The following is a 14112-nucleotide window of genomic DNA, read 5'->3' on the forward strand; positions in this document are numbered from 1 at the left end:
ATGATACAATCATTTCAGGAGGAATTCTTATGGAAGGTATTGTCTTTAATATTCAGAAATTTAGTATTCATGATGGGCCAGGAATCCGTACGACGGTCTTTTTAAAAGGGTGCCCCTTACATTGTAAATGGTGCGCTAATCCTGAATCCCAGTCACCCCATATTCAGATCATCCGTGATGATGATCTTTGTATTCATTGTCATCATTGTCAAAAGATTTGCCCTAAACAGGCAATCTTAGAGGATTTAAACATCACTTCAGCCTGTGATGGCTGCCTAACATGCGTCAATGAGTGCCCCGTCCATGCGCTTTCTTATGAAGGTAAAAAAATGAGCGTTGAAGATGTTGTAAAGATTTGTCTGCAGGATCGTGATTTCTATGAGGAATCAGGAGGCGGGGTCACTATTTCCGGCGGTGAAGGGATGATGCAGCCGCCATTTGTGAAAGCCTTAGTGACCGCTTTAAAAGAAGAACATATCCATGTAGCCATTGAAACAACTGGCTATGCGTCTGAGCAAGTCTTTCAGGAGTTAGCCCCTTTATTTGATCTCTTATTATTTGATGTCAAACATTATGATGATGCCAAGCACCAAGAAGGTACAGGCGTTACCCATCAGCTGATCGATTCCAATATGCGTTATGCAATTGCACATCATATTCCTTTATTAGCCCGCATTCCGGTCATTCCTGGTTTTAATGACAGCTTAGAAGATGCAAAGGGGTTAGCAGCTTATCTCTTATCCTGTCAGATCGATAAAGTGCAGTTATTGCCTTTCCATCAGATGGGCGAAAATAAATATGTCAAACTGCATCGGAATTATGCTTATACGAATGTGAAAGCGTATCATGAAGAAGATCTTAATGAATATGCCGATATTTTTAGAAAGCAGGGGGTCAATGCCTTCTTCCACACTGAAAAAAGCTGAGTGTCTTCTCACTCAGCTTTATAGATTTCAACACCTTGATCGGTTAATGTCGTTTCGTATTCCAAAGGCAGTGAGCTATCTGTAACCACCGCTGAAACTTCTGAAGCTCGTAATAAGTTCACCGTGCCTTGTTTACCAAACTTTTCTGATTCACTGACGACAATGACATTCTTCGCATGACGAGAGATTTCTCGTACCGTCATGCAGCGTTCAAAGTCACGACCGGTAAAACCCGTAACATCGGTATAACCATCAGTTCCAATAAAATAGTGATCGACATAAAAACTTGAGGCGGCCTGACTCGTCAATGGCCCGACTAACACCTGGGATTCTTTCTGATAACTGCCGCCTAATAAAATCAGATTGATATCCATATTTTTAACGTAATCACAAATAAAAGCGGAATTGGTAATAATGGTCATATTTTTTTTATGCAAGGCTAAAGCTTTCGCCACGAGCGCGCAGCAGGATCCTGATTCAATCATCAGGGTTTCCCCATCTCTGACAAGTTCAATCGCCTTACGGGCGATTTTTTCTTTTTCTTCATAGTGATAGCTTAATCTAGTAGAAATGTTATCTAAACCATTGAGGCGGGCATAGCCATGTTCGCGTTTAATCATGCCAGCATCTTCCAGTTTATTGAGATCCTTACGGATCGTCACCTGAGAAACACCTAATAAGCGTGATAATTCAACGACCTCCATCGATTCATTTTTAGTAATGAGATTTAAAATTGTCTTTTGTCTTTCGTTCATTCTTTCATTCTCCTGCCTACTAGAATACCATAAGTTAAGCGTTTACGCTAGATGTGATTTGATGATCATATTTTACCGGAAATGCCTTAAGTCATGTTATAATGGACACAAAAGAAATGAGGTTATAGCATGGGTAATATTGAACAGAATGATATTAATCATATCATCGATAATATTATGGATGATTACTCTCAAGGACGCGATATTGACTCGATGGAAGTTTTCCATCAGCCAGACATGGATGTCATCATTGATATCCTGCATAAATTATTACGAGTATTCTATCCAGGATTTTATCGAGAAAAAGTCTATAAGTATTATAATGAACGCAATAATCTTGCGGTCTTAATTGAAGATATTATGTATCATCTCCAGCAGCAGATTGCAATTGTCTTACACAATCGTGATGAATATCTGGATTGCGATGAAGAATGCACCGAACGTGAAGCCTATCTGATCACTAAAAAATTCTTCAATGAAATTCCTAAGATTCGTGCTTATCTGGATACTGATATGCAGGCTGCTTTTGATGGTGATCCAGCCGCCAATGGCAAAGATGAAATTGTCTTATGTTATCCTGGGTTATTAGCGACAACCATTAATCGTATCGCCCACGAATTATTTGTCTTAGATGTCCCGCTGATTCCGCGCATGATGAGTGAATATGCCCATTCCCGTACCGGTGTGGATATTCATCCGGGTGCGGTCATCGGCAAATACTTCTTTATTGACCATGCCACTGGCATTGTCATCGGTTCTACAACCAAAATAGGGGATCATGTCAAAGTATACCAAGGCGTGACATTGGGCGCTTTATCAACCCGTAAAGGCCAGTTACTGCATGGTGTGAAACGTCATCCAACCATTGAAGATAACGTCACCATCTATGCGGGAGCAAGCGTCCTGGGCGGAGATACTGTGATCGGTCATGATACCGTCATTGGCTCTAATGCCTTTATCACATCATCGGTCGCACCGAATTCCCGTATTTCCATTGAAAATAAATCCATTCATGTGGAAAATCAAAAAGTAAAAAAAGAAGATTTAGATGATTCCACATGGTTCTACATTATCTAGGAGGCCTAATATGGATAAGTTTAGAGCAAAATTTCGTAAAGAATTAAACGCCCATTCGCATGTCGGTAAAGTCATTGCGGTCATGTCCGGCAAAGGCGGGGTAGGGAAATCGCTGACTACGACACAGTTAGCGGTCGCTTTAAATCGTCAGGGTTATAAAGTCGCGATTATGGATGCCGATTTAACCGGTCCTTCCATTCCCCAGGCTTTTGGCTTAAGCGGTCAGACTTATGGCGTTAAAGAAGGGATTGTTCCAAGAGTGACTAAGACTGGTATTAAAGTCATGTCCATTAACTTATTAGTGGAAAATCCTGGTGATCCAGTCATTTGGCGTGGTCCCGTCTTAGCGGATATGATCAACCAGTTCTGGACGGATGTCTACTGGGGAGAAATTGACTATATGCTCATCGATATGCCGCCAGGAACAGGGGATATCCCACTGACAATCTTCCAGTCTTTACCAGTTGATGGCATCGTTGTCGTCACTTCACCACAGGACTTAGTATCCATGATTGTCGAAAAATCTGTGCGCATGGCGAATACGATGGATATTCCATTACTCGGGATCGTTGAAAATATGAGTTATTATGTCTGCCCTGACTGCGGTCATAAGCACTATATCTTCGGCGAATCACATATTGAAGATGTCGCTAAACAGTTTGGCATTGATACTTATACCCAAATGCCAATCGATCCAACGATTGCCCAAACCATTGATGCAGGTAAAGCCGAAAGCTTAAAGATTGAACATTTAGACAATATCATTGCAGCCATTGAAAAATAGAGGATGGAACGCTCCATCCTCTTTTACTTACAGCCATCCACGCCGCAGGCAGCGCCTTCGGCAATGATCTGATCTTCTTCTAATATTTTATTAAAAATCTTTTTCATCTCTGAGGTCGGTAAAGCTCCCGGAATCGCATACTTATCATTAATAATGAAGTAAGGCACCGCATTGATACCATATTGCTTTGCTAACGCTTCTTCAGAGCGCACCTGCTCACTATAATCATCACTATTTAACAGTTGCTCAAAGTCTTCTTCGCTGATTCCCGCTTCTAACGCTAATGGCTTTAAAGCCTCTAAATCACTCATTTCACGATGTTCTTCAAACATCGCTTGAAACAAGCGATCAATGAATTGATTTGCTTTTTCAGATGATAATTTTTTCTGCGCTAACTTGGTTAAACGATGAGCCGGGAAGGTGCTTGTATAACGGGCATGGACATAATCTAAAGCAATATCAGAATCACTAGCCATCGTTTCTACCTTTTTAATTTCCTCACTGGCCTGGCTTAAACTGATACCATATTTCGATGCGAGCAACTGCGTTGAAGGACCTACATAATGGTTGGGAAATGTCGGATCTAACTCAAATGATAACATCGTGACATCACTATCATTTTCTAAGCCGCTTTCTTGAATTGCTCTTTTTAAATGGGTTTCCCCGATATAACAAAACGGACAGGCATAGTCCGAAAAGAATTTTACTGATAATTTTTTCATAGATAACCTCTCTTTCGCTGTTATCCTAGCATAAGATTGCGCACAATTCATTATATATGCATTGAAAAAGACTAAGGCTTTCACCTTAGTCCTTTGCTTATTTGATGTTTTTCACGTTTTCACGTACTAAAGCTTTTTTCAGAGCGAGTTCAGCACGTTTAATATCTAAGCCGTTTCCGTCTTTTGCTAAACGTTCACGCGCACGCTTTTCTGCTTCCTGAGCACGTTTGAGATCGATCTCATCCTGTGATTCGATGACATTCGCAATGAGCGTCACCGTATTTTCAGGAGAGACATAGACGAAGCCGCCAGCAATGGCGAATTCGTACTTTTGTCCATCAACGATGTAATGCATCTCAGAAATATCAACACCAGCGGCGAGAGGAATATGATGCGCTAAGATGCCAATATAACCATCGGTTGTTTTGACATTGAGTAAGTCGGCATCAACTTCTCGGTAGGTACCCTTAGGTGTCACGATTTTTAAATGAAATTTATTCATTCTTTAAAGTTTCTGCTTTCTTGGCAGCTTCTTCGATGGTACCTACGTTATGGAACGCTGCTTCTGGCAGGTGATCCCATTTACCCTCTAAGATTTCTTTGAAGCCTTTGACTGTGTCGTCAACGTGAACATACTTACCTTCCAAGCCAGTGAACTGTGAAGCTACTGAGAATGGCTGTGATAAGAAGTTACGGATACGTCTTGCACGAGCAACAGTCTGTTTATCTTCATCACTTAATTCATCCATCCCTAAGATGGCGATGATATCCTGTAATTCCTGGAATCTCTGTAAGATCTGCTGAACGCCATGAGCGACTTCATAATGTTCTTTACCAACGATGTTTGGATCAAGACCACGAGAAGATGAGTTCAATGGGTCAACGGCAGGGTAGATCCCTAAAGCGGCGATCCCACGATCCAATACGACACGGGCATCCAGATGGGTGAAGGTTGTCGCTGGCGCAGGGTCAGTCATATCATCGGCAGGCACATAGACAGCCTGTACGGATGTAATGGAACCTTTCTTTGTCGATGTGATACGTTCCTGTAACTGGCCCATTTCGGTTGCCAGGGTAGGCTGATAACCAGCCTGTGAAGGAACACGGCCTAATAAGGCTGATACTTCTGATCCAGCCTGAGTGAAACGGAAGATGTTATCGATGAATAATAACACATCCTGACCCTGCACATCACGGAAGTATTCAGACATTGTTAAAGCGGTTAACGCTACTCTTAAACGAGCTCCTGGTGGTTCGTTCATCTGACCGAAGACCAGCGTTGTTTTGTTTAAAACGCCCGATTCTTTCATTTCATAGTATAAGTCATTCCCTTCACGAGAACGTTCGCCGACACCGGCGAATACAGATAAACCATTATGTTCAGTTGCGATGTTGTTAATGAACTCCTGGATTAAAACGGTTTTACCAACCCCGGCACCACCGAACAGACCGATTTTACCACCCTTGATGAATGGACATAATAAATCGACGACTTTGATCCCTGTTTCTAAGATTTCTGTTTCTGTTTTCTGTTCCGCATATGTTGGTGCAGCACGGTGAATTGGCATATGTTTCGCATCTGTTAATTCTTCTTTACCATCAATGGCATGACCTAAGACATTAAACATTCTGCCTAAGGTTTCGTTGCCTACTGGGACACTGATTGGTGCTCCGGTATCAACGGCATCCATCTGTCTTGTTAAACCATCAGTAGAGCCTAAGGCGATACAACGAACGACATCATCACCGATATGCTGGGCAACTTCTAGAACTAATTCTTCGCCATGGTTATCGATTTTGATCGCCGTGTTGATTTCTGGTAAGTCCTGGTTGTTATCGAACATAACATCGACAACTGGGCCTCTGGCACTGACGATTTTACCAATATGATTAGCCATATGGCACCTCCTTATTAATTTTCGGCATTCGCACCAGCCACAATTTCACTGACTTCGCTTGTGATTTGTGCCTGACGAGCCTTGTTATACTGAAGACGTAAATTGTCTGTTAATTCCTGCGCATTATCTGTAGCGTTTTCCATTGAAGTACGACGTGATGCATTTTCAGAAGTCACACTTTCGACTAAGTAGCCGTAGATGACCCCCTGCAGATACATCGGAATCAGGCTGCCTAATACTTCTTCTGGAGAAGGTTCAAATAATGTCTGCTTATGTACATTAGTCTCTTTGCTTTCAAGCTTGTCTGCTTCCACCGGCAAGAGTTTCACAACTCTTGGTGTAAACGTGATGTTATTGACGAATTCCGTATAAATGATATAGATATTTTTAATCTTTTTCTCTTCATATTCATTCATCAATGTATTGGTCAGTTTAATGACATCCTTGAATTCTAAAGAACTGTTCAGACTCTCATAATCACTGTTCATTTCAAAAGACGTATGGTTTCTAAAATAGTTTTCACCTTTCGTCCCAATGACATAAACAAGATCATCTTCCTTTAAGACTTCCTGAGCTTTTTTAAAGACGTTGGCATTATATGCCCCGCATAACCCTAAGGAAGAGGTAATGACGATATAGACGTCTTTACCAGTAGTATTGACTTTCAGGAAAGGGGAGTCGATCTGTCCTTTGGAAGTGGCCAGGATTTCACCGACTGTTTCACGAACCTGAGAATAGTAAGGCTTCATGGCTTCTAAGTGGCGTCTCGTCTTCATTAATTTTGAAGACGCCACTAATTCCATCGCCTTAGTGATTTTCATTGTAGATTCAACAGACTTCATGCGTCGCTTGATCGCTTGCATTTGTCCTGCCATAAGCTATTACCCTGCTTTCTGAAGTCTTTCGAACTGTTCTACATAAGTCTTCATGGCAGCTTTTAAGTTTTCGATCAGACTATCTGATAAGACTTTCTTTTCGGTAATTTCTTTAACGTAATCAGGATGATGGGCGGTCATGTTATCGACTAAACCACTCATGAAATCACTGATTTTGTCGGTCTTAATAGTTTTCGTAAAGCCATATTTTAAGGCGAATAACGTTAAGACCATTTCTTCTACACTACGTGGCGAATACTGTGGCTGAATTAACGTCTGTAAGATTCTTTCCCCTTTATCGATGACTGATTTCGTTTCTGCATCAAGGTCAGAACCAAACTGAGCGAAAGATTTCATTTCTTCATACTGTGCTAATTCATATTTTAATGTCGATGAAACCTGCTTCATGGCTTTGATCTGGGCAGCGGAACCAACACGGGATACGGATAAACCAGTATCGATGGCTGGTCTGAAACCAGAGTTAAATAATTCCTGCTGTAAGAAGATCTGACCATCAGTAATCGAAATAACATTGGTTGGGATATAAGCTGAGATATCGCCAGCCTGGGTTTCGATAATTGGCAGGGCGGTAATGGAACCACCGCCATTTTCTTCATTTAATTTACAAGATCTTTCTAGTAATCTTGAATGTAAGTAGAAGACATCACCTGGATAAGCTTCACGACCTGGGGCTCTCTTTAATAAGAGGGATAAGGTACGGTAAGCAACGGCGTGTTTACTTAAATCATCGTATACGATCAGGACATCTTTGCCCTGTTCAAGCCATTCTTCACCAATCGCACAGCCGGCATATGGAGCGATGTACTGAACTGGTGCTAATTCTGAGGCACTGGCAGAGACAACGGTTGTATATTCCATTGCGCCACCTTCTTTTAATTTCTGAACAACCTGCGCAACGGTTGAGTTTTTCTGTCCAATTGCGACATAGATACAGTAAATATTCTGACCTTTCTGGTTCAAAATAGTATCAATGGCAATCGCTGTTTTACCAGTCTGACGGTCACCGATAATTAATTCTCGCTGACCACGACCGATAGGGATGATGGCATCGATCGTTGTAATCCCGGTCTGTAATGGCGTATCAACACTCTTACGGGTCATAACCCCTGGTGCAATACGTTCAATTGGACGGGTTTTAGTGGTATGGATTTCTCCCTGACCATCAATCGCCTGTCCTAATGGGTTAACAACACGACCTAATAATTCGTCGCCGACCGCAACTTCCATAATACGGCCTGTACGACGGACTTCATCGCCTTCCTTAATTTCATCTGAATTCCCTAAGAGTGTGACACCGACACTATCTTCATCGAGGTTCATGACCATCCCATATACGCTATGAGGGAATTCGATTAATTCACCCAGCATGGCATTGTCTAAACCGTGAATAACTGAGACACCGTCACCGACAGTCATGACTGTACCAACGTCTTTCTGTTCAATGACATCATCGTAATGCTTGATTTGTTCTTTAATCAAAGCACTGATCTCATCTGGTCTTAAACTCACACTGTTCACCTACTTTCCTAAAAGCTCATTTCTAAGCTTTTCAACTTTATTTTTAATAGAATCATCATAGACTCTGTCATTGATCTGAACACGGATCCCACCGATCAGGTTCTGATCAACAATCTGGCGAAGAACGATGGATTTGTTTTCTTTCTTAGAAACAGCACCGGCAATATCCTTGATCTGAGCATCAGATAATGGATAAGCAGTATACACAATACCTTCTTCGATTCCTAACTTTTTATTGCATAAACCAATAAAGCTTCGAACAATATCACGAATATAACGAACTCTTCTTTTCTTGACTAACAGTTTAAGAAAATTCAGCACATATTTAGAAACTGATGAGGCAAATGCCTGATCTAACAGTTTGTATTTGTCATCATCAGAAACCAAAACATGTGAAAAGAACTGAATAAATACAGGATCACTTTCTAAAACAGTGTCCACTAACTTCATATCCTTGAGATACGCATCAACTGCATTCTCATCTTCCGCTAAAGCGAAGAGAGACTCAGCATAGCGATCAGCAACCTGACTATCCATTAGTTCACAACCTTATCTACAAAGTCTTTAACCATGGCATCGTTAGCAGCTGCATCCATTTCTTTATTCATAATCTTTTCCGCTACCTGCGTGGCGATATCGACGATTTCCGTCTTCATCTCAGCGCGCGCCTGCGCTTTCTGTGCTTCGATTTCTTCTTCGGCCTGGGCCATTTTCTTTCTAGCCTGTTCGTTAGCAGCATCCATGATTTTCTGCTTTTCTTTATTTGCATCTTCTTTTGCCATATCGACAATTTCACGATACTGTTTCGCACTTTCACGAGCCTGTTTTTCTGACTCATCTAAGTATGTCTGTGCCTGATCGCGCATATCTTTGGCATCAGTGATGTTCTTTTCGATCGCATCTGCTCGTTTATCCAAGAAACCAACGACAAATTTCCAGCAGTATTTCTTAAATAACAAGAACAGAATGCCAGTCGAGCATAACTGCACAATGATTGTGGTAATGTTCGGGAATAGCTTCAATTCAATATCTGGCATCGCAATTCCTCCTTAAATAATAAATGGTATTAATATACGAAGATTAAGATTAATGAAACAAGTAAACCATATAAGGCTACAGTTTCTGTTAAGGCGATACCTAAAATCATTAATGTACGAATCTTGTTTTCAGCTTCTGGGTTACGACCTAATGCTTCAAGGGCTCTTGAAGCGGCGATCCCTTCACCGATACCTGTACCTAAACCTGCTAATACTGCGATACCTGCAGCGATCGCAATCAAACCTTTATCTGTCATAATTTCTTTTCCTCCTAAATAAATAGATTAGACATTTTTTTATTCCTCATCAGGGTTCTCAATCGAGATCATGATTGTGGATATAGTAACAAAGACTAACGCCTGGATGACACCTGAGAATACATCGAAATATGCATGTAATAATGGTGCAACCAGCGGACCAATAAAGTTAAATGGAATAATGTGACTAGACAGCCAGTTCGTAAACGTGTAAACCAAGGCCATAATAAATGTCCCACTTAACATATTACAGAAAATACGCAATGAAATAGAGATCAATGGTGAAATCAAACCAAAGAGGTTTGTAGGCGGAATCAGATTCCCTTTAATGTAGGAACCTAAGCCCTGGTGTTTAATCGAATTAATCTGGATCAAAACGAAAGTAACCATTGTCAGTGATAATGTTACGGACCAGTTCGAAGTCGGGGCATCAAAGCCAATCAGACCTGACAGGTTAGAACATACCAGCCAAATAAACAGCATCGTGTACCAGACATAATAGTTTTGTGAGAATTTCTTTGGGAAAATCCCGCCAAAATAGTCATATAACCATTTAATTAACGATTCAAACACAAGCATAATACCATGAGGTCTCTCTAACGGATCTGCTTCTTTGAATTTCTTACCTACCCAAATGAAGAATATTGCCAAAACGGTTGTGATGATTAAAGAATAAACCAGCTCACTTTGAATGACGATCTTCATTATTCATGTTTCCTCCTTTCCCTGAATGTCGTCCAGTAGATGGTATACTTTGGCAGCATCAGCGCCAGAAAGCTCGTCACTAATAACGGATAGAGCTTAAAATAGACCCCCGGCAGTAGACCGATGGCATAGATTGGCAGCTTTAACATTAAAAGCAGAACCCCCCACTTAGACTTTTTTAAAATGATCAGATCGACCATTTTTATATTTACAAAATATACAAGCATGCCAATGGCTGAGCCATAAACCCAGCCCAAGGCATAACCTACATTTTTTGTAACGATAGTAACGATGATCAGAATAACCAGCACAAAACTGAAAAGAGGCTGGCTCTGCCTGAGCATCTTCTTGAGATCATCCATTAATCCGTACCAAACAGACGATCCCCAGCATCCCCTAAACCAGGAACAATATAACCATTTTCATTCAAATGATCATCTAACGCAGCTAACGTAATATCCACATCCGGATGCTTCTTCTGTAAGAATTTAACGCCTTCTGGGGCGCCCACTAAGCACACTAAGATAATATCTTTCGCACCGCGTTTTTTAATATCTTCAATCGCCATATCAGCGGACCCGCCGGTCGCTAACATCGGATCGACAATAATCACTTTAGAATTTTCAATACCTTTAGGAAAACGGGCATAGTATTCATGGGGTTCTAATGTTTCCTCATCACGATACATCCCGATGTGACCAATTTTCGCATTCGGCATAATCGTTCTGAATCCATCTACTAACCCGATCCCAGCTCTTAAAATCGGTACTAAGACAATCTGTTCTGCTAATTCATAACCGGTCGTCTTACAAACTGGGGTTTCGATATCGATCAATTTCAATGGGAAATTCTTTGATACTTCATAAGCCATTAACATGGCAATTTCATCAAGCGCCTGCTTGAAAAGATAAGTGGAAGTATCCTTATTTCGCATAATCGATAATTTATGTTTAATAAGGGAATGATCAATAATTGTAACACTCATAAAAAACTACTTCTCCAAATAATTAATATCCTTGTACATTGTCACTTTATCAGTTAAAGCTTTCACTCTTGCTAAACAAGCCTGTTTCACTTCATCTGTTTCTTCATTCTTTAAACGATAAGCGATAATCTTACCAACTTCTCTAAAGTCGTCTTCCTTAAAGCCTTTTGTCGTCATTGCCGGGGTACCCACACGGATCCCAGATGCTTTGAATGGTTTTTCAGTATCAAAAGGAATCGCATTCTTATTAGCAGTGATGTTGACTTCATCAAGTAAACGCTGGGCTTTCTTTCCAGAGATACCGCAGCTAGCTTTCACATCCACTAACATTAAGTGGTTATCTGTACCGCCCGTCACGATTCTAAAACCTTCTTCTTTTAAAGATGCTTCTAAAGCTTTGGCATTGGCTTTCACCTGTTTCGCATATTCTTTGAATTCTGGCTGCAGTGCTTCATAGAAGCAGGCTGCTTTGGCCGCGATAATATGCATTAATGGTCCCCCCTGCATACCTGGGAAGACAGCCGAATTGATCTTCTTGATTAATTCTTCGCTATTAGTCATGATAACCCCGCCACGAGGACCTCTTAAAGTCTTATGCGTAGTGGTGGTAACAACATCCGCATATGGGAATGGTGAAGGATGTTCACCAGCGGCTACTAAACCAGCGATATGAGCAATATCCACCATGAATAAAGCGCCATTTTCATGAGCTACATCAGCCATGAATTTAAAATCGATCACTCTTGAATAAGCTGAAGCACCAGCCACAACTAACTTTGGTTTGATCTCTTCAACTAATTTCTTGTAAGCATCGTAATCGATGGTTTCCGTATCACGTTTCACCCCATATTCATGGAATTCATAAGTTTTCCCTGAGAAGTTGACTGGGGAACCATGCGTTAAATGACCGCCATCAGCTAAGCTCATGCCTAAGACTTTATCACCGGGCTGTAATAACGCAAAGTAAACCGCGGTGTTGGCCTGAGCCCCAGAATGAGGCTGGACATTAGCATATTTGCAGTTAAATAACTGACATACCCGGTCGATCGCTAATGTTTCGACTTCATCGACGAACTGACAGCCGCCATAATATCTCTTCCCGGGATAACCTTCGGCATATTTATTTGTTAAAACGGAACCAGCTAACTGTAAGATTTCTTCAGACACAAAGTTTTCTGAAGCGATTAATTCAATGTTATTTCTCTGTCTGTTTAATTCTCTCTGAACACTTTCAAATACTGCTGTATCTCTCATCGGTTTACTCCTTTTCTAAAGCCATCATTTTTTCGATACGGCGGACATGACGTCCTCCTTCAAAATCAGTTGTTAACCAGGCTTTTAAGATTTCTACGGCTAAGCCTTCACCAATCACGCGCTGACCCATGGCAAGCATATTGGCATCGTTATGGGCACGTGTCGCTTTAGCACTAAAGACATCATGACATAAAGCACATCTGATGCCGTCTACTTTATTGCAGGTAATGGATACCCCAATTCCTGTCCCGCAGACAACAACACCTTTTTCACATTCTCCGCTGGCAACTGCTTTAGCTGCTTTGGATGCATAATCAGGATAATCGCAGGATTCTTCACTATAAGTACCAAAATCCTCAATTTCATATCCCATCTTCTTCATTTCTTCGATTAAAACATTTTTTAATCGGAATCCGCCATGATCACAGGCGACGGCAATTTTCATCGAAAGGCCTCCTTTATTTCTTTTTCGGTGATTTCACCTTCACGCAGCACTTTAACCTGGCCATCTGTTAACATCACCACGGTGCTCGCCACCAGTGAGTGAGAATGTCCTTCAACCACCAGATCAATGCGTCCATCGAGCTGCTCGAGAACTTCCTGCGTACTGCTGGTATTGCCATGTCCTGAAAGATTCGCACTCGTCACTGAGAGAGCCCCGCAGCGATCAATCAGATCGAGTACAAAAGGGCTATCCGGAATCCGAATACCGATGGTTGGTAAACCATTGGTCATCGCCTCCGCCACATTCTCCTTTTTCTTTAAGACGAGGGTAATGCGTCCGGGCATGAATGTTCTCGCTACATTCATGATCTTTTCATCGACATAAGCATACTTTTCGATTTCTTCGATATGCGATAACATCAGCGTAATCGCCTTGGAATGATCACGGTTTTTCGCGATAAAAAGCTTTTCTAAAGCCTTGGGATCACCAAATTTCACCCCAACGCCATAAACCGTTTCGGTTGGAAAAGCGACCACTTCACCGCGTTGCAGCGCGTCAGCCACTTCCGCAATTTGTTCCTGTTTGACGATTTTTGTCATAATATCACCTCATACTAGTTGATATTTTAGCACAAATAATCATGTATTTATAGGACATCCCGGCTCATGAAATCGTTTTCTTTGTGTAAAAAACAACTTTTTTCTACAAATTTCTTGTTTTGCATAGGACTATCGCTGCCTTTTCATATTTCCTTTCATTTTTGGTCACATAAATTTCATCATAAAAAATTTAATCCATATTGTGAAACTTTCTTGTTTTATGTTATGATAAAAGGTTATAATGTACCAAAGGG

At 41.2% G+C, this 14112-nt stretch carries 18 protein-coding genes; 3 read left to right on the forward strand and 15 right to left on the reverse strand.

The features are described from left to right. Nucleotides 1–29 precede the first annotated feature (29 nt). Nucleotides 30–926 (forward strand): glycyl-radical enzyme activating protein, encoded by an 897-nt coding sequence (locus SG0102_RS15100; RefSeq protein WP_125120703.1) that lies wholly within the window; start codon nucleotides 30–32, stop codon nucleotides 924–926. Nucleotides 927–934: 8 nt separating this feature from the next. Here the strand turns inward: SG0102_RS15100 and SG0102_RS15105 are convergent, their stop codons facing one another. Next, nucleotides 935–1681 (reverse strand): DeoR/GlpR family DNA-binding transcription regulator, encoded by a 747-nt coding sequence (locus tag SG0102_RS15105; protein ID WP_125120704.1) that lies wholly within the window; start codon nucleotides 1679–1681, stop codon nucleotides 935–937. A gap of 129 nt (nucleotides 1682–1810) precedes the next feature. On the opposite strand from SG0102_RS15105, the gene SG0102_RS15110 reads away from it, so the two are divergent. Next, a complete protein-coding gene (locus tag SG0102_RS15110; protein ID WP_125120705.1) occupies nucleotides 1811–2758 on the forward strand; it encodes a serine O-acetyltransferase in 948 nt (315 codons plus the stop codon). 10 nt (nucleotides 2759–2768) lie between these two features. Further along, on the forward strand, nucleotides 2769–3542 hold the full coding sequence (locus SG0102_RS15115) for an Mrp/NBP35 family ATP-binding protein (protein ID WP_125120706.1): 774 nt from the start codon (nucleotides 2769–2771) through the stop codon (nucleotides 3540–3542). 23 nt (nucleotides 3543–3565) lie between these two features. Here the strand turns inward: SG0102_RS15115 and SG0102_RS15120 are convergent, their stop codons facing one another. The 14 genes from SG0102_RS15120 to SG0102_RS15185 form a co-directional block, all read right to left on the reverse strand. Continuing rightward, a complete protein-coding gene (locus SG0102_RS15120) occupies nucleotides 3566–4264 on the reverse strand; it encodes a DsbA family oxidoreductase (RefSeq protein ID WP_157983081.1) in 699 nt (232 codons plus the stop codon). A 97-nt stretch (nucleotides 4265–4361) separates the two neighbouring features. Further along, nucleotides 4362–4766 carry an ATP synthase F1 subunit epsilon gene (gene atpC, locus SG0102_RS15125; protein WP_125120708.1) on the reverse strand — a complete coding sequence of 135 codons (405 nt, stop codon included), beginning with the start codon at nucleotides 4764–4766 and terminating at the stop codon, nucleotides 4362–4364. Beyond that, nucleotides 4759–6162 (reverse strand): F0F1 ATP synthase subunit beta, encoded by a 1404-nt coding sequence (atpD, locus tag SG0102_RS15130; protein ID WP_125120709.1) that lies wholly within the window; start codon nucleotides 6160–6162, stop codon nucleotides 4759–4761. The genes atpC and atpD overlap by 8 nt, the downstream gene beginning before the upstream one ends. Before the next feature lie 14 nt (nucleotides 6163–6176). Beyond that, nucleotides 6177–7037, reverse strand: coding sequence for an ATP synthase F1 subunit gamma (gene atpG, locus SG0102_RS15135; protein WP_125120710.1), 861 nt, complete (start codon nucleotides 7035–7037; stop codon nucleotides 6177–6179). Between the two features lie 6 nt (nucleotides 7038–7043). Then, complete coding sequence (atpA, locus tag SG0102_RS15140) at nucleotides 7044–8567, reverse strand: F0F1 ATP synthase subunit alpha (protein ID WP_125120711.1); 1524 nt, start codon at nucleotides 8565–8567, stop codon at nucleotides 7044–7046. A gap of 9 nt (nucleotides 8568–8576) precedes the next feature. Next, the gene (locus SG0102_RS15145) at nucleotides 8577–9113 is read right to left on the reverse strand and encodes a F0F1 ATP synthase subunit delta (protein WP_125120712.1); all 537 of its coding nucleotides are present in this window, start codon (nucleotides 9111–9113) and stop codon (nucleotides 8577–8579) included. Continuing rightward, nucleotides 9113–9613, reverse strand: a complete 501-nt coding sequence (gene atpF / locus SG0102_RS15150; RefSeq protein WP_125120713.1) for a F0F1 ATP synthase subunit B — start codon at nucleotides 9611–9613, stop codon at nucleotides 9113–9115. The genes SG0102_RS15145 and atpF overlap by 1 nt, the downstream gene beginning before the upstream one ends. Nucleotides 9614–9642: 29 nt before the next feature. Continuing rightward, nucleotides 9643–9870 (reverse strand): ATP synthase F0 subunit C, encoded by a 228-nt coding sequence (atpE, locus tag SG0102_RS15155; protein ID WP_125120714.1) that lies wholly within the window; start codon nucleotides 9868–9870, stop codon nucleotides 9643–9645. A gap of 39 nt (nucleotides 9871–9909) precedes the next feature. Continuing rightward, entirely contained in the window at nucleotides 9910–10575 is a 666-nt protein-coding gene (locus SG0102_RS15160; protein ID WP_125120715.1) for a F0F1 ATP synthase subunit A, read from the reverse strand. Further along, nucleotides 10575–10937 (reverse strand): hypothetical protein, encoded by a 363-nt coding sequence (locus SG0102_RS15165; protein ID WP_125120716.1) that lies wholly within the window; start codon nucleotides 10935–10937, stop codon nucleotides 10575–10577. The genes SG0102_RS15160 and SG0102_RS15165 overlap by 1 nt, the downstream gene beginning before the upstream one ends. Continuing rightward, the gene (gene upp, locus SG0102_RS15170) at nucleotides 10937–11560 is read right to left on the reverse strand and encodes a uracil phosphoribosyltransferase (RefSeq protein ID WP_125120717.1); all 624 of its coding nucleotides are present in this window, start codon (nucleotides 11558–11560) and stop codon (nucleotides 10937–10939) included. Before upp ends, SG0102_RS15165 begins: the two co-directional genes overlap by 1 nt. Nucleotides 11561–11566: 6 nt before the next feature. Beyond that, on the reverse strand, nucleotides 11567–12814 hold the full coding sequence (gene glyA / locus SG0102_RS15175) for a serine hydroxymethyltransferase (protein ID WP_125120718.1): 1248 nt from the start codon (nucleotides 12812–12814) through the stop codon (nucleotides 11567–11569). Nucleotides 12815–12818: 4 nt separating this feature from the next. Continuing rightward, a complete protein-coding gene (gene rpiB, locus SG0102_RS15180; RefSeq protein WP_125120719.1) occupies nucleotides 12819–13259 on the reverse strand; it encodes a ribose 5-phosphate isomerase B in 441 nt (146 codons plus the stop codon). After that, entirely contained in the window at nucleotides 13256–13858 is a 603-nt protein-coding gene (locus SG0102_RS15185) for an L-threonylcarbamoyladenylate synthase (protein WP_125120720.1), read from the reverse strand. Before SG0102_RS15185 ends, rpiB begins: the two co-directional genes overlap by 4 nt. Between the last annotated feature and the right edge of the window lie 254 nt (nucleotides 13859–14112).

Source organism: Intestinibaculum porci, assembly GCF_003925875.1.
Classification (GTDB): domain Bacteria; phylum Bacillota_I; class Bacilli_A; order Erysipelotrichales; family Coprobacillaceae; genus Intestinibaculum; species Intestinibaculum porci.

Excerpts from the sequence above, each read along its gene's own strand:
- SG0102_RS15120 (WP_157983081.1), bottom strand. The coding sequence starts at position 4,264 with ATGAAAAAATTATCAGTAAAATTCTTTTCGGACTATGCCTGTCCGTTT.
- atpF (WP_125120713.1), bottom strand. The coding sequence starts at position 9,613 with ATGCCAGATATTGAATTGAAGCTATTCCCGAACATTACCACAATCATT.
- atpD (WP_125120709.1), bottom strand. The coding sequence starts at position 6,162 with ATGGCTAATCATATTGGTAAAATCGTCAGTGCCAGAGGCCCAGTTGTC.
- rpiB (WP_125120719.1), bottom strand. The coding sequence starts at position 13,259 with ATGAAAATTGCCGTCGCCTGTGATCATGGCGGATTCCGATTAAAAAAT.
- SG0102_RS15110 (WP_125120705.1), top strand. The coding sequence starts at position 1,811 with ATGGGTAATATTGAACAGAATGATATTAATCATATCATCGATAATATT.
- SG0102_RS15165 (WP_125120716.1), bottom strand. The coding sequence starts at position 10,937 with ATGGATGATCTCAAGAAGATGCTCAGGCAGAGCCAGCCTCTTTTCAGT.
- SG0102_RS15145 (WP_125120712.1), bottom strand. The coding sequence starts at position 9,113 with ATGGATAGTCAGGTTGCTGATCGCTATGCTGAGTCTCTCTTCGCTTTA.
- SG0102_RS15185 (WP_125120720.1), bottom strand. The coding sequence starts at position 13,858 with ATGACAAAAATCGTCAAACAGGAACAAATTGCGGAAGTGGCTGACGCG.
- SG0102_RS15160 (WP_125120715.1), bottom strand. The coding sequence starts at position 10,575 with ATGAAGATCGTCATTCAAAGTGAGCTGGTTTATTCTTTAATCATCACA.
- atpC (WP_125120708.1), bottom strand. The coding sequence starts at position 4,766 with ATGAATAAATTTCATTTAAAAATCGTGACACCTAAGGGTACCTACCGA.
- SG0102_RS15105 (WP_125120704.1), bottom strand. The coding sequence starts at position 1,681 with ATGAACGAAAGACAAAAGACAATTTTAAATCTCATTACTAAAAATGAA.
- atpE (WP_125120714.1), bottom strand. The coding sequence starts at position 9,870 with ATGACAGATAAAGGTTTGATTGCGATCGCTGCAGGTATCGCAGTATTA.
- SG0102_RS15115 (WP_125120706.1), top strand. The coding sequence starts at position 2,769 with ATGGATAAGTTTAGAGCAAAATTTCGTAAAGAATTAAACGCCCATTCG.
- atpG (WP_125120710.1), bottom strand. The coding sequence starts at position 7,037 with ATGGCAGGACAAATGCAAGCGATCAAGCGACGCATGAAGTCTGTTGAA.
- upp (WP_125120717.1), bottom strand. The coding sequence starts at position 11,560 with ATGAGTGTTACAATTATTGATCATTCCCTTATTAAACATAAATTATCG.
- glyA (WP_125120718.1), bottom strand. The coding sequence starts at position 12,814 with ATGAGAGATACAGCAGTATTTGAAAGTGTTCAGAGAGAATTAAACAGA.
- SG0102_RS15100 (WP_125120703.1), top strand. The coding sequence starts at position 30 with ATGGAAGGTATTGTCTTTAATATTCAGAAATTTAGTATTCATGATGGG.